Consider the following 18581-nt stretch of genomic DNA (forward strand, 5'->3'; position numbering starts at 1 on the left):
TCCTTTAATTATCACAAATCGAATTCTCAAAACGAAATTTCTTTAAGCATTTCGTGCCTTTATTTACAAAAAACACCTTACTTTTAGCGTTTCAAATTTATCCATTCAATTTTTATAATTGTGTCAAAAAATCTCATCATACAAAATATAAAAGCTTTAAAAAGCCATTCGAATATAAACTACGGAATCAAAACTAAGACAGAAGATTTTACCGAAAAGCTTTTTTATACCCTTTTTGATTCAAATGCCCCTTTAGAGCAAAGCATCGACGAACTCGAAATACGATTTAAAGAAATTGCAGTTTTGGCCTGCAAAAAACCAGAAAATTTATGCGAATCCATTTGGGACCGTTTTCTGGAAAAACTCCCTGAAGTTTTAGAAAAATTAAATCAGGATGCTGAATATATTTTAGAAAATGATCCGGCATCAAACAGCATTGACGAAGTTTATTTAGGTTATCCAGGCTTTTATGCGATTGCCATTTACAGATTAAGTCATGAACTATATCAACTTGATTTATTATTATTTTCAAGATTAATGAGCGAATACGCACATAGAATTACAGGAACTGATATTCATGCAGGTGCTAAAATTGCATCACCTTTTTTCATCGATCATGCTACCGGAATTGTAATTGGTGAAACAACCGTTATTGAAAAACATGTAAAAATTTATCAGGGCGTTACACTTGGAGCTTTGAGCGTGAGCAAAGAAATGAAAAATGCAAAGCGACATCCTACTGTAGAAAAAAATGTTTGTATTTATGCTAATGCAACCATTTTAGGAGGCGAAACAATTATTGGAAAAAATAGTATCGTTGGAGGAAATGCCTGGATTACTAAATCTATCCCTGCAGATTCTATCGTTTTGAACACCACGACAACTGAAGTTAAAATAAAAGAAAAAAAATAAAATGGGTCCACAGAAATTGTTAAACCTAATTGGAAATACTCCATTGATGGAAACGGTCAATTTGGTTAAAAATAAAAACGTAAAGCTTTTACTTAAACTTGAAGGAAATAATCCAGGCGGAAGTGTAAAAGACAGAGCAGCTTATAACATGATTGCATCAGCTCTTGAAAGAGGTGAAATTAAAAAAGGTGATAAATTGATTGAAGCTACAAGCGGCAATACCGGAATTGCCCTTGCCATGATTGCTCAATTGTTTCAAATAGAGATTGAACTGGTATTGCCGGAAGATTCTACAAAAGAGAGAACACAAACCATGCGTGCTTATGGCGCTACAGTGATTTTAACACCCGCTAGCGAAGGAATTATTGGTTCGCGTGACTATGCCGACAAAAAAGTCGCAGAAGGCGGTTACATCATGTTAAATCAGTTTGCAAATGACGACAACTGGAAAGCGCATTATAAAACTACCGGACCAGAAATCTGGAAAGACACTGACGGAACTGTAACACATTTTGTTTCGGCAATGGGTACAACAGGAACAATCATTGGAACATCGACTTATTTAAAAGAAAAAAATCCATCTATTCAAATCGTAGGCGCACAACCAAGTGACGGATCTCAAATTCCCGGAATACGTAAATGGCCACAGGAATATTTACCAAAGATCTTCGATGCTTCAAAAGTAGATACAGTTGTAGACATTAGCGAGCAAGAAGCAAGAGATATGACAAAAAGATTAGCACTTGAAGAAGGCGTTTTTGCCGGAATGAGCAGCGGCGGTTCTGTTGCCGTAGCACTAAAAATTGCTGAACAATTAGAATCCGGAGTTATAGTAGCAGTTATCTGCGATCGCGGCGATCGATATCTTTCTTCGGATTTGTTTGACTGAGAAAGATACTAAGTTGCTAAGATGCTAAGGTTCTAAGTCTTTTTTTACCTTACACAAAATCATCTTTGCAACTTAAAACTTACCTTTTTAACGCCTTTAAAAAAAACTTAGCATCTGAGAACCTTAGCAACTTAGAACCTTAAAAAAATGAATTACAGAAAACTAGGAAAAACAAATTTTAATATATCCGAAATCTCACTTGGCACCTGGCAAGTGGGCGGAAAATGGGGATCTGCTTTTGATAACAAAACAGCAGACGAACTTTTGAATACTGCGATTGATAATGGTGTAAATTTTATTGATACTGCAGATGTTTATGAAAACGGTTTAAGCGAAACTGCTGTTGGAAGAGTTGTACGTTCACGATCAGAACGAATTTATGTAGCTACAAAATGCGGGCGACATATTAACCCGCACGTTAGTGAAGGCTATCAACCAAAAGTGCTTCAGAAATTTGTTGAAGACAGTTTAAAAAGAATGAATTTAGAAACACTAGATTTAATTCAGTTACATTGCCCTCCTACCGAAGTTTATTATCGACCTGAAATTTTTGAAATGTTTGATCGTTTGAAAGATCAGGGGAAAATTTTAAATCTTGGCGTAAGTGTCGAAAAAGTGGAAGAAGCATTAAAAGCAATCGAATATTCGAATGTAACCACAGTACAAATTATTTTTAATTTGTTTCGCCAACGCCCTTCACAATTGTTTTTTTCTGAAGCCAGAAAAAAAGATATTGGAATTATTGCCCGCGTTCCCTTAGCAAGTGGGCTTTTAACAGGTAAATTTGATTCGAAAACCACTTTCGAACCACAAGATCATCGCAATTTTAATCGTAATGGAGATGCTTTTGATAAAGGCGAAACTTTTTCTGGTATCGATTACGAATTGGGACTACAAGCGGTAGAAAAACTAAAAGCATTATTTCCTGAAACAACTAATCTTGCACCTATTGCGTTACAATGGATTTTGAGTTTTCAGGATATCAGTTGTATTATTCCCGGCGCTTCTACAGCAAATCATGTTATGTCAAATTTATCCGTTTATGATCTGCCAAAATTAACTCCTGAAAAGAGTAAGGCCATGAACGCGATTTATGAAGAATACATTAAACCTTCTGTTCATCATTTATGGTAATTTAAGATGCTAAGTTACTGAGATTCTAAGTTTCCAAGTTTTTTTTAAGTTCCCGAACTTAAATCTAAAATTCAAAAATAGTAAAACCTGTTCCTAAGGCACTTAAGATAACAAAGGCAGAAATACTATTATCTAAAAACGAAACTTAGTAACTTAGCTACTAAATAACTTAGTTACTAGAAAAGAAATGCTTACAAAATCACAATTTAAAGAATGGTTTGATCGTTATAAATATGCTGAATTAGCTAGTACAAGTGCCGCGCTTACAGCTTCTCTTTTTAGTAAAATCTATAGCGGATTAACAACAGCGTACATTATTACTTTTTCGGAATATCTGGCTTTTTACAGTGTCATTTTTATTACAGCTTATAAAAAACTTTCAAAGCAAAATAAAGTACAGAACAAAGACACAACTTTTAAAGAGATTGTTTTACTACTGAAAAATTTAGTATTAGAATTTGGCTATCCTGCATTTTTAGACTTTTTAGTAATTCGTCCTTTTTGCATGTATTGGATGCCAATTCTATTTGGGAATTATTTTTTCGGAATTATTTTCGGAAAAATTTCCGCTGATTTATGCTTTTATTTTTTTACGATTGTCAATTATGAAATCATCAAAAAAAGAAAAAATTAGATCTCAAACTCAATCTTAAACTCAGCTCCTCTGTTTTTACCTTCGCTGGCTGCGCTTAAAGTTCCTTTATTTCTTTCAATAATTTTTTTGCACAAATATAAACCAATTCCTGTCGAAGATTCATTTGCCGTTCCTAATCGGCTCATTTTCGTGAATTTTTTAAATAACTCTTCAATCTGGTTTTTATTGAAACCAATTCCTTTATCGATTACTGTAATTATCAATTTTGAATCTTCGCTATAAATTCTGACTTTGATTTCACTGTCAAAATAAGAAAACTTAATTGCATTACTTATTAAGTTTACAATAACCTGAATCAACAAACCTTCATCAATTCTAAGGGTAGCTGCTACTGTTTCTAAACTCAGACTTAATTTGATATTTTTATCAATCAAACGTTGCTCTACCTGTTCATTAATGAAAGGCAAAATATTAGGGAATATTATTTCTCGAGGTTCCTGATTAAATTTTACAACCTGATCTTGTTCATTCAGCAATTTTATAAAATTCTCTATATAACGAAATTGCAAATTGGTCGATTCACAAATTAAATCGGCTAAATGTTTTATGGATTCAGATGGATTTTCACTTAAAATTAACTTTGCCAGCCCTTGAGGATTTCCCGCAAAATTCTTCAAATCATGCGAAAGCATATAAATTAAATCCTGCTTTTCGTTTATAAAACTTTCTGCTTCATAAATAGATTCCTGAATATTACACATTAATAAACCAGCTTCATCTGTATATTCTGTAGGCAAAACAGAAAGTCTTCTGTTATTCCGATAATCATCTAATGATTTTGATGCTACTGAGATAGGCTTAATTAATTGTTTTAAAACTAAAAGTGTTATTACTGTCGCCAATAAGGTCATTATTAAAGAAAAAACCAAAATAGAGGTGGCCGAAATATCCTGAGCGTAAAATAGTACAAAAAATAAAATCCCAATTAACGGAATATGAATACCTATAAAAGCCACAAACAGAAATTTGAATGAATAGCTTTTTTTCAGAAAGCTTATTTGTGAAAGATTGTGATACAAATTCATAAAAACATAACAAAACTATAGGTTAAAAAAGTAGCATTCAGGGATAATACTAAAAACAAAGTTAACTTTTAAACTCATTTAAACTAATAAATTCAAAAATTTGATAAAATATTTTAAAATTTAAATTTATAAAAGTTTACAAACCCTTATTTTTGCGCTATGGGAAGAAAAAATACAGACAAAGTTGTCTTTCATCAAATCCAGGTTCTTGATGCTGGAGCAAAAGGAGTATCAGTAGCTAAGGCTCCAGACGGAAAAGTAATATTTATTCCGAATGTAGTACCGGGTGATGTAGTTGACGTACAAACTTTCAAAAAAAGAAAAGCCTATTACGAAGGCAAAGCCGTAAAATTTCACGAATTATCAGAACATCGCATTGAACCAATTTGCGAGCATTTTGGAGTTTGTGGGGGATGCAAATGGCAAAATATGAAATACAGCCAACAGTTGTATTACAAACAAAATGAAGTAAAAAACCACTTACAGCGTATAGGAAAAGTTGAACTTCCGGAATTCGAAACTATTTTGGGTTCTGAAAAACAGTTTTTCTATAGAAATAAAATGGAATTTTCGTTTTCTAACAGCCGTTGGTTAACAGAAAAGGAAATTGGAAGCACTGAAGACCTGGGTAACAGAAATGCTTTAGGATTTCATATTCCTAAAATGTGGGATAAAATTCTGGACATTCAAAAATGTCATTTACAGGAAGATCCTTCAAATGCTATCAGAAATGAAATCAGAGATTTTGCTAACGAACATAATTTAGCTTTTTTTAATCCGCGAGAACAATCAGGTTTATTAAGAACTTTTATGATTCGTACTGCTTCGACTGGCGAAATCATGGTTTTGATTCAGTTTTTCGAAAATGACAAGAAAAATCGTGAATTGATTTTGGATCATTTATATGAAAAATTCCCACAAATTACTTCATTACAATATGTCGTAAATTCAAAACAGAACGATACAATATACGATCAGGACATTAAACTATATAAAGGTAGAGATTATATTTTGGAGGAAATGGAAGGTCTGAAATTTAGTATCAATGCTAAATCATTTTACCAGACCAATTCTGATCAGGCTTATGAACTGTACAAAATAACACGTGATTTTGCCGGACTTACAGGTAACGAAACGGTTTATGATTTATATACAGGAACAGGAACGATTGCTCAGTTCGTTTCTAAAAAAGCAAAAAAAGTAATTGGTGTAGAAAGTGTTCCTGAAGCTATTTTAGATGCCAAAGCCAATGCAGAACGCAATAATATTACAAATTGTGAGTTTTTTGTTGGAGACATGAAAGTAGTGTTCAATGAAAGTTTTATTGCACAACACGGAAAACCAGATGTTATTATTACAGATCCGCCAAGGGATGGTATGCACGCAGCTGTTATTGATCAAATCATGAAGATTGCTCCTGAAAAAATAGTTTATGTGAGTTGTAACTCGGCTACACAAGCGAGAGATCTTGCTTTAATGGACGAAAAATACAAAGTTACCCGCGTTCGACCAGTTGATATGTTTCCGCAGACGCACCATGTTGAAAATGTTGTACTTTTAGAACTTAGATAACACAATTTATATAAATGAAAAAAATAATTTCTTTTTTATTAGTTTTTACTTTTGGCTTATCGAGCTGCGAGAAAGATGACATTTGTGATCCAGATACGCCCACTACTCCGCGATTAGTAATTACTTTTTATGACATTAATAATCCAACACTACTTAAAAATGTTACTAATTTAAAAGTAATTGGACAAGACAAATCTGAAGTAAACGGAGGAATTATTTTCAATGAAAGCGGAGATGAAACAACTAAATATTTAGCAAACGGAAGTACAATTTCAATTCCGTTAAAAACAAACGCAGAATCAACTACTTTTACTTTTATTTCAGATTCTCAAAACCCAAATCCTGCTGCAATCAACAAAGATGCAATTAGATTTAATTACACCCATCAGGATATATATGTTTCCAGAGCTTGTGGTTTTAAAACTACTTTTACTCTGAATCCTGTATCGAGCAGTCCTCCTGTATCTATTCCTTTTGTACTGACAGATGCGGATGGTAACGGACTTTGGATGCAACAAGTATTTGTAATAAATCCTAAAATTGAAACCGAAAATGAAACACACATTAAAGTATTTTTTTAGTAGTTGTTTATTGTTTTCAATGGTTTTGGTTCAGGCCCAGGAAACATCAACTACAACAGTAAAAAAAGAAACTGCACCAGCTAAACCAAAAACTGAAACTGCCAAACCAGAACTTCAGGAAGTTAAACCAGACAGTATAAAAACCGATCGTTATGGCCTTCGTGTTGGTGTTGATTTGTATAAATTGACTCGTGGCCTGTATGACAAAGATTATAAAGGAATCGAAATTGTTGGAGATTTTCGTTTAACTAAAAAATACTATATCGCGGCAGAACTTGGTTTTGAAGATAAAACAACCGATGACGACAGATTGAATTCTACTGCTACCGGAACTTATATTAAAGGAGGTTTTGATTATAATTTGTACCAAAACTGGCTTGATATGGAAAACCTCATTACTATAGGTTTACGAGGTGGTTTTAGTACTTTTAGTCAGGAATTAAACAGTTACAAAATCTATAATCCAAATCCGTATTGGGGAGAACAGCCACCAATTGTTGATAATAAAAAATACAACGGCCTTACAGCTGGCTGGATTGAAGTTGCTATGGGATTAAAAGCAAAAGTTTTCAATAATGTTTTTGTAGGCTTTGGCGTTCAACTGAAAATGTTGGTCGCGAATACAAAACCAGACGGCTTTGATAATCTTTATATTCCTGGTTTTAACAGAACTTATGATGGAAGTTTTGGAATCGGTTTTAATTATACTGTTTCTTACTTTATTCCAATTTATAAGAAAAAAACAATTATTCCTACAGCTAAAAAAGAACAACCTAAAAAGTAATTTTTTACAGATATTAAAAAAGCCTCAAATTTAAAAATTTGAGGCTTTTTTAATTTTAAATATTTACGATAATTGAAATTCAACCGCTGCCTTTGAATGAATCAATGTAGTATCAAAAATTGGTACCGAAAGATCTCCTGGTTTAATTACTAATGGAATTTCGGTACAGCCTAAAATAATTCCTTCGGCCCCGTTTTCTATTAACTGATTTGCAATTTCTAAATAACGCTTTTTAGTTTCCGGAGTTACAAGCCCTCTACCTAATTCTTCAAAAATTGTAGTATGAACAAAATCTTTATCTTCCTGATTTTCCGGAATTATAGCTTCTATTCCTTTTGCTTTCAATTTATTTGTAAAGAAGTCGAGTTCCATCGTAAACTTAGTTCCTAACAAACCCACTTTTTTTATTTCTTGCTTCTGAATTTCAACAGCCGTAGCCGTTGCAATATGAATAAGAGGCAAATCAATTGCTTCTTCAAGTCGATCAGCTATAAGATGCATCGTATTGGCGCACAAAACAATCGCTTCTGCTCCGCTTAACTTTAAGAATTCACAACCTTTAAAAAGCATTTCAAAAGTCGAATCCCAATCGTTGGCTTCGTTATTCTTTTTTATATCAGAATAATTGAACGAATAAATCAAACATTCAGAGAAGTTTAATCCTCCCATTTTTTCATTTATTCCCTCGTTTATAAGTTTGTAATAATCTGCTGTAGAAACCCAGCTAATACCGCCTATAAGTCCAATTTTCCTCATATAATATAGCTAATTATCCAATTTCCCTGATTCCTTTTATAAAAATCCATTTCATAAAAAGCTTCTCACCATCTTTGGTTTTTACCGCCTGAAATTTAGGCGCAATCAAAGTGGCAACAATAAAAGCCGTCATCGGAATCCAGATCCCGGTTAATTGTGTATAGTTAGCAATTACAAATCGGCCCGCAATAAATAAAATTGCGAAACATCCTAATTGATATAAAAAGCTTCTTACTTGTAGTTTTGACATTTTTTTAAAAGTTGCTAAGGTTCTGAGGTACTAAGATGCTAAGTTTTTACTCATTGAACCTAATTGTTTTATTTCTAAATTATAATTCTAAAATTGTAAGACACAAAGCTAAAAATCTTAGCACCTTAGTGTCTTAGTACCTCAGAACCTTACACCTGAAATTTCGTTCTCTTGCTTCCTTCGTACATTTCGTATTTTACCAAACGTGCTTCAAGACTTGCATTGAAAAGTTTGATTTTTCTTGACGGTTTTAATCCAACAAATTTTAAAGCTTCAAGATTTGCAGTGATAAACCATGCGTTTGTTCCCGGGTAACTTTTCTTTAAAGTATCTCCGATATTTTTGTAGAATTCTTCCATGTGAATATCCAAACGCTCATCGTATGGCGGATTGAAAACCATATGCAGTTTTCCTTCAACCGCTTTTTCAGTGTCAAAAAAGTTATCTTCTGAAATGGTAACGTAATCTTCTAAATTAGCGTTTTTGATATTGTCTTTCGCTTTGTTTACAGCACTTGGCGCTTTATCAAAACCTTTTATTGTATAATGGAATTCTTTTGTTTTTTTCATCAAACTGTTTACAATCTGATCAAATAAATCATTATCCCAATCTTTCCATTTTTCGAAAGCAAATTCTTTTCTGTTGATGTTTGCCGGAATGTTACAAGCAATCATAGCCGCCTCAGCCAAAAAAGTTCCAGATCCACACATTGGATCTAAAAAGTGACTTTGACCTTCCCAACCTGATAACAATAAAATTCCTGCCGCCAAAACTTCGTTGATTGGTGCAATATTCGTAGCCGTTCTGTAACCACGTTGGTGCAATGAATTTCCTGAAGTATCCAAAGCAACAGAAACCTGATCTTTATCGATATGAACGTTGATCCTTAGATCTGGAAAAGCTTTATCAATACTCGGACGCTGACCTGTTCTTTCTCTAAACTGATCGACAATCGCATCTTTACATTTCTGAGAAACAAATTCTGAGTGATTAAAATAAGTGGAATGCACAGTTGCATCAATTACAAAAGTTTGGTTGGCATTCAAAAGTTTAGACCAGTTCACGCCCGAAATTCCTTTATATAATGCCTGCTCGTTGTTTGCCCTAAACGAATAAATTGGTTTTAAAACTTTAAGCGCAGTACGCAACGATAAATTGGCTTTGTACATAAAACCTTTATCGCCCTTAAAGCTTACCATTCTCACTCCTTTTTCGACATCCTGAGCACCAAGATCACGTAATTCTTTTTCTAATATTTCTTCGAAACCAAAAAAACATTTGGCTATCATTCTAAAATTTTCTTCCATCTTTATTTTTGTTTAAAAAAACAACTCCAATCGCAAATGCATATTACCATTTATATAGGTATCCTCGCGAAATAGTTATTTTTCGGCAAAAATACACTAAATTTGCGGTACTTTGAATTAATTGAAATAGAATAAATGTCTGAAGCACCAAACTCATCAACACCAAATCAGGAGCGTAACACCGAAAACTGGTTTACATCATGGTTTGATACTCCGTATTATCACATTCTTTATAAAGACCGAAATTACCGAGAGGCTCAGATTTTTATGGATAATCTTACGCATTACCTAAATCTTCCTGAAAAGGCAAAAGTATTGGATTTAGCCTGCGGAAAAGGACGCCATTCTATTTATTTAAACCAGCTTGGCTTTGATGTTTTAGGCGCCGATTTGTCTGAAAATAGTATTGCAGAGGCCAGCAAAAACAGCAACGAAACCCTACATTTCAAGGTCCACGATATGCGTGAACCCTTCGAAGAAAAATACGATGCTATATTTAATTTGTTTACCAGTTTTGGTTATTTCGAAAGCGATGATGATAATTTGACGACTTTAAAAGCGATCAAAGAAAGTTTATCTGAATACGGTTTTGCCGTGATTGATTTTATGAATGTCGCTCAGGTAATCGAAACTTTGGTTCCCGAAGAAGTAAAAACCGTTGACGGAATCGATTTTAAAATCAAAAGATACCTTGAAGACGGACATATTTTTAAAGAAATTGATTTTGAAGATCAAGGACATCAATATCATTTTACCGAAAAAGTAAAAGCTTTAACTTTAAAAGATTTTGAAGGATTAATGGCCGAAGCCGGAATTTTTCTTTTGGATATTTTTGGAGATTATAAACTCAAAAAATTCCATAAAACCGAAAGCGAACGATTAATCATGATTTTTAAATAAATTGGTGAATCGTTTAATTGTTTAACCGTTTAATCGCTAAGCAAAAAAACAATTAACCGATTAAACAAATCAACGATTAAACAACAAAGATGAATTACTTACTACCCTTATTTTCTGTACTTTTAGGTTATGCTGTGGCTTTGTTTTTAAAACCAAAAAACAAAACCAATCTAAAATTATTGCTTGCTTTTAGCGGTTCATTTTTATTATCATTAACTGTAATGCATTTGTTGCCTGAAGTTTACGAATCTCACAATCATAATATTGGTTTATTTATTATGGTCGGGATTTTATTCCAGATCATATTGGAGTTTTTCTCAAAAGGAGCTGAACACGGGCACGTTCACGGACATGCACAAATGTCTCAGATTCCGTGGTTGCTTTTTATCAGCTTGTGTATTCACGCCTTTTTAGAGGGTTTTCCGGTAAGTCATCATCATGGTTTAGCACTCGGTATCGCGATTCATCATTTGCCAATTGCCGTGATTTTAACCACGTTTTTTATCAATGCCAATCTCAACAAAAAAGCGATTTTTGCTTTCATGCTAACCTTCGCCATTATGACACCGCTTGGTACAATCGCCTCTGAATATTTACCCATTCTAAATCAATATTACACTGAAATAACTGCCATTGTCATCGGAATTTTATTCCATATTTCATCGACTATTATTTTTGAAAGCAGTGAAGGACATAAATTCAATGTTGCCAAAGTTTCCATGATCGTTCTCGGAATTTTATTGGCATTCGTATTATAATTAGGGCGTGACCAAATTCACAAAAGGCGCTATGTAACAAACCGCTTATGTGCGCCTTTCGCAAATTCGGTCGGGCTATCCGTGCTACTTCGGTAGCCTACTCCTATCCCCTCACGCAAAAAAACTTCACACGAAAAAAAATACCTAACAGGTTTTAAAAACCTGTTAGGATACTCCCAAAATTATCTAATTTTCTAATTGACTAATTATCTAATTTACCTGGCTCTATTCTTCTCGTCTTGATTTCCTAAAGTACGCTCGCTTACGTTAATTTTTTTGTTTCCAAAATTGTAAACTAAAGATAGTCGGGCAAATCTGTTGCTTTCATTTTGATTATATACCTGTTTTACGCCATTTACAATTGAAACATCGTTTTTTAGATAAGATGTATTAAAAATATCATTTACCAAAAACGCAATCTGCATGGTTTTGTTTAATAAATCCTGTTTAAAACCAATATTCAAACTCGATGTATATCCTGTATCATACAAACCGCTTTTATAAGGCGAAGTATAGTTAAAATCGACTTGTAATTTTGTTGATTTACCCAATGAAAAAGTATTGTTTGTTGAGAAATCGACTTCAAGACCGTTTACTGGTGTTGCATTAATATCTTTTATGAATTTAATATTTGAACCCAAGAAGTACAAGGAGTTCTCACTCTGCCACCAAGCTGCAAAATTCGCTGAATATGTTTCTCCAATTCCGTAATTAAGGCCTTTAAAGTAATTCTCTCTCGATATAACTTGTGTCAATGTTTCGGGATCTGCAGTAAAAATTACGCCATATCCATCTGTTATAGAATTAAGGTAAATACTGGTTCTCAATATTTTTTTATACGAATGTACAAACTCAAAATTATCACTAAAAGACGGTTTTAAAAACGGATTTCCCTCTGAATAACTATTGCTGCTGATATAAACTCGAAATGGATTTAATAATGAAAAACTCGGTCTTTTAATTCTCCTTCCATAATTTAAACTAAAAGTATTGTTTTCGTTTTTCTGATAAGAAGTATAAAAGGTTGGAAATAATTTAAAATAATTATTTACTGTCTCCTGATTTAATGTTTTCGAAAAACCATTTGTCTGTGTGTTTTCTAATCGTAACCCTGCCTGAAAAATCCATTTTTCATTGATTTTTTTGTCAGCACTAATATAAACCGCCTGATTATTTTCAGTGTATTTAAATTGGTTTGTTTGGTTAGTATCTAATACCGGAGTGCCAGTGATTGTATTAAAAAAAACTACATCGCTATTGCTTTTTGTAAAACTCATTTTTGCGCCATACGATAAGTTTAAAGCTTTTAGCGGATGCTCCATATCTGCCTTAAAGCTCAAATTATTAATATCCTGATTCGAAAGATTACTTGCCGATTGATTTATATCGACAAAAGTCCCATCTGATGCATAATTGTTTGCGATAAAATCCCGGTCAAATTTTGAATCAAAATCAAAATAATCTGCATCAAATGATAATTTTCGATTTAATGAATCCAGTTTTGTAATCAGATGCAGATTATACGTTTGATTACCTGTTTTTCGGTCTAAAAAGCTCTCATTAATTACATAACTTTCTAATTGATTTTGAGTATTATATTGGTCTATTCTAATATCGGAGTCAAAATCAGGATTGCTTTTATCTTTTAAAAATTGAAAACCGATGCTTGTATTTTCTGATAAATCATAATCCAAAGCTACTTTTCCAGACAGGTTATCTTCATTCAATTTAGTTACTGCCTTCATTTTCGAAGGTCCTTCAACAAAATACATGTCAAGACCTTCCTCAATATTTCTATAACCTGTTTTTGCATTGATACTGGCCGAAACCCTGAACTTATTTTTATTATAAAAGAAATTATTTCTTAAAGCATAAATTCCATATTTATTCTGGTCATACGAAGCTGTGGTTGTATTTTTCCAGGAATTACGAGCTCCTTTTTTCATAATAATATTGATCAATCCACCGGTTCCTTCTGCTTCATATTTTGATGACGGGTTACTTATAATTTCGATATTTTTAATATCATTTGCCGAAATAGATTTCAGGAAATTATTCAGTTCTTCTCCCGTTAATTCAATCATTCTTCCGTCAATCATAACTCTGGAAGTTCCTTTTCCCAATACATTGATTGCGTTATTTTGCACCACGACTCCAGGCGCAGTATTTATGGCGCTCAAAGCATCTCCGCCAACGTTTGTTACATTATTTTCCAGATTATAAACCAAACGATCTGTTTTTTGTTCAATTGTACTTTTTTTGGATTGAATGACCACTTCTCCCAAATTGGTTACATTTTCCTTTAAAATTATCAAACCTAAATTGGTGTCTTTTTCAATCCTAATTTCTTCCTCAAATTCAGCATATCCCTGCGTATTAATTTTGACTTTATAGAATCCTTTATTCAGGATTACTTCAAAAGTTCCGTCTTCTTTTGTTGTTGTTCCATTTATAATTTTTCCGTCTTGATTTACGATTACAACATCTGTCCAGGCAACTGCTGTTTTTTCGTCGGCAATTTTTCCATTTAATTTAAAGGATGTTTGTGCTAAACAAAAAAGAGGCAATAGTAAAAAAATAAAAAGATTAACTTTTTTCATGATTTCTAATTTTAAACTTGTTCGATTAATTTGAAGCAAAGTTGCCTTAGAAATTTTGAGAAGGCGACCGACAAAAAAAAGTCGAACCAATTTCTGTTCAGGAAATCAGTTCGACTTTATCTAGCATGTCGTACGACTTTTTACAAAACCTTTATTATGAAGCGTTTCGGTACGCTGTAGGTGTTAAATTAGTATATTTTTTAAAAGATGTATTAAAAGACGATTTTGAATTAAAACCTACTTCATAGAGAATTTCTAAAACTGTAAGATCTTTTTTTAAGGGATTTTTCAGAATACTCATGGCTTTTTGAATGCGATATTCGTTTACAAAATCAAAAAAATGCTGATCCATATGATGATTAATCAAAATGGATAAATCACGAACCGGAATATCTATTTGATTTGAGAGTTCCTGAATTGTAAGCGATGGATCAAGAAAAGGTTCTTTCCCGGCCATATATTGTTTCAATGCCGAAATCTGAGCTGTAATTAAATCGTTTTGCTGCTCTTTTGTCTCCACAGCGCTTTTATTTTCCTTTGGAAGAATATCTCTTGCTAATTGCAATTTAGAATCTATACCCCTAAAAAGCTCGGGATGATTCAATGCTTTTAACACAAACCAGCAAGTTACTACCAAGGCTAAAAATTGCATGATTACATTTGCCCAAATCCATAGTAACTCAAAATTGGTAAATCTTAAAATATTCTTAGCTATTGATAAGTAATACAAACTAAAAAATACAGTCGATATTTGAAACAACCACTTAAAAATAGAAGTCTTCGGATTAGTATAATTTTCCCGATATATTTCTTTATACTTTTTTAAAACTAAAAATACGCCAATGCTGTACAATACAATTTGTAAAGCCAGCATCAACTGAAAAAAGTAAAATTCTGGCATTTGACTGCGCTGCTCATAAAACTGCATTTTATCCACGTCATTTAAAAAATAGATTCTGCTTACAAAAACTGCATTTGTAAATACAAACGGAATTGCATGAATCAAATGCTTCGTTCTTAATCGAAAATCAGCAAAACAAACGGAGATTATATACAGGTAAAAAACAGGAAGTGTCAAAGCACAAGTAGTCCATCTGAAAAATTCTAAATTAAGATAATCTTTAATGAAAGCTTCACTAATAAAAATTCCTATATCATCAAGTACAAAAAATAGTAAATAAGAAGCAAATAGCCTATTTGCTAATTTATTTTGTGTTTTTACAGTAAATAAAAAGAATGCCAGCAACAATGAAACAAAAACCGACATCCGGCCCATAAGACTCAAAAAGCTATCTATATCCATTTTTTTGACTACTTGATTTATTATACTGCATTTCTATAAGCTGTAGGCGTGAGATTTGTATACTTTTTGAAAGAAGTATTGAATGAAGATTTTGAATTAAAACCAACTTCATATAAAATTTCTAAAACGGTAAGCTGACTTTTAGACTCATCTTTTAAAATATTCATTGCTTTTTGGATTCGATATTCATTTACAAAATCAAAAAAATGCTGATCCATTTTATGATTTATCAAAACGGATAAATCCCGAACCGGAATATCAATTTGATTGGCCAATTCCTGAATCGTAAGCGACGGATCAAGAAAAGGTTCTTTATCAGCCATATATTGTTTCAACGTCAGGATTTGAGTATCAACAACTTCATTCTGATGTTCTTTTACTTCGATTGCATTTTCATTGTTTTTTGGAAGAATGTCTTTCGTTAGCTTTAATTGAGAATTGATTCCTCTAAAAAGTTCCGGATGATTTAACGCTTTCATTACAAACCAGCATATTACGGACAAGGCCGTAATTACCATCAGAACATTTCCCCAAAGAAAAGTATCTCTGGTAGCTGTGTAACGCAATATATTTTTAGAAGCTGCAATAGAATGCATAATTAAAAACACACAGTTCATCTGAAAAAGCCATTTATAAGTGGAGGTGCTGGGATTAGTATAATTTTCGAGGTAGATTTTTTTATACTTTCTTAAAATTAAAAATATACTTATTACATAAAAAAAGTATTGTAATTCAATTAAAATATGAAAAAAATAGGCTTCAAACATTTGACTATAATTAGCGACAAAGAGTTCTTTTTCGATACCCGATTTCAAATAAAATCTTGGCATAAAAACTACATTCATAATTATAAAAGGTAGCGTATAAATTAGATGCTTCCACTTCAATCGAAAGTCAGAATAACACACCGCTAAAACATACAAATAAATCAAAGGCATTTCCAGCAAGCACGTTGTACTTCTCAAAATCTCAAAATCAACATATTCTTGTGGAAAAGAATAGACTAAAAGTCCACTGAAATCAATTCCTGAAAAAATAATAAAACAGGCAAATAGTCGGTTGGCCAGTTTATTTTCCGTTTTTACTGTCAGTAAAAAAAGTGCCAACAATAACGAAACAAAAACGGCAATCCGAGCAATGCCATCTAAAAAGCCTAATTTATCCATTCATTTTTTGATTATCCAACAAATATAATATTTTAGTTCTTTTAACAAGGATTCAAAAGAGTAGGAATAACAATAAAAAAACAAATTAAATCTTTGCGTCTTTGCTTTTCAAATTTCGAAATTGCAATAAAAAAGAGTATTTTTGGCTAGTCTAATTAACTACGAAAAATGACCTTTACAAAAACTACAGAACAAGCATCAAAATACGAACATTTAGAAAAAATGTCAGTTCATGAACTGCTTACCAATATCAATAATGAAGACAAAACTGTGCCCAATGCAGTTGAGAAAGCGATACCACAAATCGAAGCTTTAGTGGCGCAGGTTGTGGCAAAATTAAAACTAGGCGGGCGAATATTTTACATCGGAGCCGGAACTTCTGGACGTTTGGGCGTTGTTGATGCCTCAGAGTGCCCACCTACTTTTGGCGTTCCTTTTGATTTAGTAAACGGAATAATTGCCGGCGGAGACACTGCAATTCGTCGTGCCGTAGAAAATGCCGAAGACAACGCAACACAAGCCTGGATCGATTTGCAAGCTAATAATATTGGTGCAAATGATGTTGTAATTGGTATTGCTGCATCTGGAACAACTCCCTATGTTATTGGCGGTTTAGAAACTTGTAATCAAAATAATATCCTTACCGGATGTATCACTAATAACGCTGGGAGTCCATTGGCTTTGACAGCGCAATTTCCTATTGAAGTTGTAGTTGGGCCAGAGTTTGTTACCGGAAGTTCGAGAATGAAGGCCGGAACAGCTCAGAAATTAGTTCTAAACATGATTTCGACCGCAGCGATGATTCAGCTTGGAAAAGTGAAAGGAAATAAAATGGTCGATATGCAGTTGAGCAACATCAAATTGGTCGATCGCGGTGTCAAAATGATTATGGGAGAAATTCCTGTTTCATATGAAGAAGCATCTGAATTATTAAAAAAATATGGCAGTGTGAGAAACGCTGTCGACAATTATTTAAAGTAAAAAGTTTTTTGTGAAATGTAAGATGTGACTTAACCGCAAAGTTCGCAAAGAGTTTACGCGAAGGTCGCAAAGTCTGTCAAACCTGAAACCTGAAACTTTTTCAAACTTGAAACAAAATTAAAATGGCAACAAATAAAGAATTATTAGGAAAAGGAATTAAATATTTATCGGGTTCGTTGCCTTTATTATTTATTGGTCCTTCGTTGATTTATAATGCTTTTATGAATCAACATACGAATTGGCATTATTTGGTTTTAGGAATTGGGATTGTCGCTTGTTTAAGTGCTATGTTTTTGATTTTTTACGGATTGAAAATCATTATGAAAGGTTTGTTCAATGACTAATTTCTTAAATGTCTTGACAAACCTAACAGGTTTTTAAAACCTGTTAGGTTTAACTCCGCAAACTTTTAATTTCTTATTAAATAAATTACATGGAAGGTATAATTCACATTCAGAAAACGTTCGAGAAAGTCATTTATATTGACAAAAAAATAAACAACCGGGAGTTTGAGGATTGTGTTTTTAGAAACTGTGATTTTTCAAACAGTAATTTTGCTTACAATACTTTTTTAGACTGTGAATTTATTGACTGCAATTTGTCGATGACCAGTTTGGCAGGCACTAATTTAAAGAATGTTACTTTTAAAAACTGCAAGCTTTTGGGAATCGCTTTTAATGAATGTGATGACTTTTTATTTCAGGTTTATTTTGAAGAAACAGCCTTAGATTACGCCATTTTCTCGAACAAAAAAATGCCGAAAACCAAATTCATTAATTGTTCTGTTCGAGAAGTTACTTTTATAGGGACTAATTTAACAAGTTCGGTTTTTGATAATTGTGATTTAGATGGCGCTATTTTTAATGAAACACAATTGGCATCGGTAGATTTTAGAACGGCGTATAATTATAAAATTGATCCGGAATTTAATCCGATGCGAAAAGCGCAATTTTCTAATCAGGGAATTGTGGGACTATTAGATAAGTATGATATTAAAATTGTATAAAT

19 protein-coding genes are annotated in these 18581 nt (G+C 32.9%); 12 read left to right on the forward strand and 7 right to left on the reverse strand.

Annotated features, from left to right (window positions below):
* Positions 1–120 precede the first annotated feature (120 nt).
* From B0A65_RS19760 to B0A65_RS19775, 4 genes are all read left to right on the forward strand, one after another.
* Positions 121–912 carry a serine O-acetyltransferase gene (locus B0A65_RS19760; protein WP_074657085.1) on the forward strand — a complete coding sequence of 264 codons (792 nt, stop codon included), beginning with the start codon at positions 121–123 and terminating at the stop codon, positions 910–912.
* Between the two features lies 1 nt (position 913).
* Positions 914–1801: a cysteine synthase CysM gene (gene cysM, locus B0A65_RS19765; protein ID WP_074657083.1), complete on the forward strand. Its 888-nt coding sequence runs from the start codon at positions 914–916 to the stop codon at positions 1799–1801.
* 147 nt (positions 1802–1948) lie between these two features.
* Positions 1949–2935, forward strand: coding sequence for an aldo/keto reductase (locus B0A65_RS19770; RefSeq protein WP_074657080.1), 987 nt, complete (start codon positions 1949–1951; stop codon positions 2933–2935).
* A gap of 187 nt (positions 2936–3122) precedes the next feature.
* Entirely contained in the window at positions 3123–3569 is a 447-nt protein-coding gene (locus B0A65_RS19775) for a hypothetical protein (protein ID WP_074657078.1), read from the forward strand.
* Here B0A65_RS19775 and B0A65_RS19780 read toward each other — a convergent pair.
* Entirely contained in the window at positions 3566–4546 is a 981-nt protein-coding gene (locus B0A65_RS19780) for a sensor histidine kinase (RefSeq protein WP_242670317.1), read from the reverse strand. The two genes, B0A65_RS19775 and B0A65_RS19780, sit on opposite strands and share 4 nt — an antisense overlap.
* 228 nt (positions 4547–4774) lie before the next feature.
* Between B0A65_RS19780 and rlmD the strand changes: the two genes are divergently transcribed.
* The 3 genes from rlmD to B0A65_RS19795 are packed head-to-tail and all read left to right on the forward strand — an operon-like array spanning position 4775 to position 7552.
* The gene (gene rlmD / locus B0A65_RS19785; RefSeq protein ID WP_074657073.1) at positions 4775–6187 is read left to right on the forward strand and encodes a 23S rRNA (uracil(1939)-C(5))-methyltransferase RlmD; all 1413 of its coding nucleotides are present in this window, start codon (positions 4775–4777) and stop codon (positions 6185–6187) included.
* A 14-nt stretch (positions 6188–6201) separates the two neighbouring features.
* The gene (locus B0A65_RS19790; protein ID WP_074657071.1) at positions 6202–6768 is read left to right on the forward strand and encodes a DUF6452 family protein; all 567 of its coding nucleotides are present in this window, start codon (positions 6202–6204) and stop codon (positions 6766–6768) included.
* Positions 6740–7552 carry a DUF6048 family protein gene (locus tag B0A65_RS19795; protein ID WP_074657068.1) on the forward strand — a complete coding sequence of 271 codons (813 nt, stop codon included), beginning with the start codon at positions 6740–6742 and terminating at the stop codon, positions 7550–7552. The genes B0A65_RS19790 and B0A65_RS19795 overlap by 29 nt, the downstream gene beginning before the upstream one ends.
* Before the next feature lie 63 nt (positions 7553–7615).
* Here B0A65_RS19795 and B0A65_RS19800 read toward each other — a convergent pair whose 3' ends face one another.
* The 3 genes from B0A65_RS19800 to B0A65_RS19810 all read right to left on the reverse strand — a co-directional run bounded on the left by B0A65_RS19800 (position 7616) and on the right by B0A65_RS19810 (position 9865).
* Positions 7616–8308, reverse strand: coding sequence for an aspartate/glutamate racemase family protein (locus B0A65_RS19800; RefSeq protein ID WP_074657066.1), 693 nt, complete (start codon positions 8306–8308; stop codon positions 7616–7618).
* A gap of 13 nt (positions 8309–8321) precedes the next feature.
* Positions 8322–8558: a hypothetical protein gene (locus tag B0A65_RS19805; RefSeq protein ID WP_074657064.1), complete on the reverse strand. Its 237-nt coding sequence runs from the start codon at positions 8556–8558 to the stop codon at positions 8322–8324.
* Between the two features lie 149 nt (positions 8559–8707).
* Positions 8708–9865, reverse strand: a complete 1158-nt coding sequence (locus B0A65_RS19810; RefSeq protein ID WP_026982114.1) for a THUMP domain-containing class I SAM-dependent RNA methyltransferase — start codon at positions 9863–9865, stop codon at positions 8708–8710.
* Positions 9866–10000: 135 nt separating this feature from the next.
* Between B0A65_RS19810 and B0A65_RS19815 the strand changes: the two genes are divergently transcribed.
* The gene (locus B0A65_RS19815; RefSeq protein ID WP_074657062.1) at positions 10001–10765 is read left to right on the forward strand and encodes a class I SAM-dependent methyltransferase; all 765 of its coding nucleotides are present in this window, start codon (positions 10001–10003) and stop codon (positions 10763–10765) included.
* 89 nt (positions 10766–10854) lie between these two features.
* A complete protein-coding gene (locus tag B0A65_RS19820) occupies positions 10855–11523 on the forward strand; it encodes a ZIP family metal transporter (protein ID WP_074657060.1) in 669 nt (222 codons plus the stop codon).
* Between the two features lie 215 nt (positions 11524–11738).
* Here the strand turns inward: B0A65_RS19820 and B0A65_RS19825 are convergent, their stop codons facing one another.
* The 3 genes from B0A65_RS19825 to B0A65_RS19835 form a co-directional block, all read right to left on the reverse strand.
* Positions 11739–14123 (reverse strand): TonB-dependent receptor domain-containing protein, encoded by a 2385-nt coding sequence (locus B0A65_RS19825; protein ID WP_074657058.1) that lies wholly within the window; start codon positions 14121–14123, stop codon positions 11739–11741.
* 154 nt (positions 14124–14277) lie between these two features.
* Positions 14278–15426, reverse strand: coding sequence for a helix-turn-helix domain-containing protein (locus B0A65_RS19830; protein WP_074657057.1), 1149 nt, complete (start codon positions 15424–15426; stop codon positions 14278–14280).
* A gap of 20 nt (positions 15427–15446) precedes the next feature.
* Entirely contained in the window at positions 15447–16592 is a 1146-nt protein-coding gene (locus B0A65_RS19835; RefSeq protein ID WP_074657055.1) for a helix-turn-helix domain-containing protein, read from the reverse strand.
* A gap of 168 nt (positions 16593–16760) precedes the next feature.
* On the opposite strand from B0A65_RS19835, the gene murQ reads away from it, so the two are divergent.
* The 3 genes from murQ (at position 16761) to B0A65_RS19850 (ending at position 18579) form a co-directional block, all read left to right on the forward strand.
* Positions 16761–17573 (forward strand): N-acetylmuramic acid 6-phosphate etherase, encoded by an 813-nt coding sequence (murQ, locus tag B0A65_RS19840; protein ID WP_074657053.1) that lies wholly within the window; start codon positions 16761–16763, stop codon positions 17571–17573.
* Positions 17574–17695: 122 nt separating this feature from the next.
* Positions 17696–17917: a DUF6095 family protein gene (locus B0A65_RS19845; protein WP_017498392.1), complete on the forward strand. Its 222-nt coding sequence runs from the start codon at positions 17696–17698 to the stop codon at positions 17915–17917.
* A gap of 89 nt (positions 17918–18006) precedes the next feature.
* Positions 18007–18579: a pentapeptide repeat-containing protein gene (locus B0A65_RS19850; protein ID WP_074657052.1), complete on the forward strand. Its 573-nt coding sequence runs from the start codon at positions 18007–18009 to the stop codon at positions 18577–18579.
* Positions 18580–18581 lie beyond the last annotated feature (2 nt).

Source organism: Flavobacterium frigidimaris (assembly GCF_002217275.1).
Classification (GTDB): Bacteria; Bacteroidota; Bacteroidia; order Flavobacteriales; family Flavobacteriaceae; genus Flavobacterium; species Flavobacterium aquidurense.

Bases quoted from the DNA above. Each gene is read 5' to 3' on its own strand.
- B0A65_RS19850 (WP_074657052.1), top strand. From the start codon at position 18,007: ATGGAAGGTATAATTCACATTCAGAAAACGTTCGAGAAAGTCATTTAT.
- B0A65_RS19835 (WP_074657055.1), bottom strand. From the start codon at position 16,592: ATGGATAAATTAGGCTTTTTAGATGGCATTGCTCGGATTGCCGTTTTT.
- B0A65_RS19770 (WP_074657080.1), top strand. From the start codon at position 1,949: ATGAATTACAGAAAACTAGGAAAAACAAATTTTAATATATCCGAAATC.
- B0A65_RS19790 (WP_074657071.1), top strand. From the start codon at position 6,202: ATGAAAAAAATAATTTCTTTTTTATTAGTTTTTACTTTTGGCTTATCG.
- B0A65_RS19815 (WP_074657062.1), top strand. From the start codon at position 10,001: ATGTCTGAAGCACCAAACTCATCAACACCAAATCAGGAGCGTAACACC.
- murQ (WP_074657053.1), top strand. From the start codon at position 16,761: ATGACCTTTACAAAAACTACAGAACAAGCATCAAAATACGAACATTTA.
- B0A65_RS19825 (WP_074657058.1), bottom strand. From the start codon at position 14,123: ATGAAAAAAGTTAATCTTTTTATTTTTTTACTATTGCCTCTTTTTTGT.
- B0A65_RS19775 (WP_074657078.1), top strand. From the start codon at position 3,123: ATGCTTACAAAATCACAATTTAAAGAATGGTTTGATCGTTATAAATAT.
- B0A65_RS19830 (WP_074657057.1), bottom strand. From the start codon at position 15,426: ATGGATATAGATAGCTTTTTGAGTCTTATGGGCCGGATGTCGGTTTTT.
- B0A65_RS19805 (WP_074657064.1), bottom strand. From the start codon at position 8,558: ATGTCAAAACTACAAGTAAGAAGCTTTTTATATCAATTAGGATGTTTC.
- B0A65_RS19845 (WP_017498392.1), top strand. From the start codon at position 17,696: ATGGCAACAAATAAAGAATTATTAGGAAAAGGAATTAAATATTTATCG.
- rlmD (WP_074657073.1), top strand. From the start codon at position 4,775: ATGGGAAGAAAAAATACAGACAAAGTTGTCTTTCATCAAATCCAGGTT.
- B0A65_RS19800 (WP_074657066.1), bottom strand. From the start codon at position 8,308: ATGAGGAAAATTGGACTTATAGGCGGTATTAGCTGGGTTTCTACAGCA.
- cysM (WP_074657083.1), top strand. From the start codon at position 914: ATGGGTCCACAGAAATTGTTAAACCTAATTGGAAATACTCCATTGATG.
- B0A65_RS19795 (WP_074657068.1), top strand. From the start codon at position 6,740: ATGAAACACACATTAAAGTATTTTTTTAGTAGTTGTTTATTGTTTTCA.
- B0A65_RS19820 (WP_074657060.1), top strand. From the start codon at position 10,855: ATGAATTACTTACTACCCTTATTTTCTGTACTTTTAGGTTATGCTGTG.
- B0A65_RS19810 (WP_026982114.1), bottom strand. From the start codon at position 9,865: ATGGAAGAAAATTTTAGAATGATAGCCAAATGTTTTTTTGGTTTCGAA.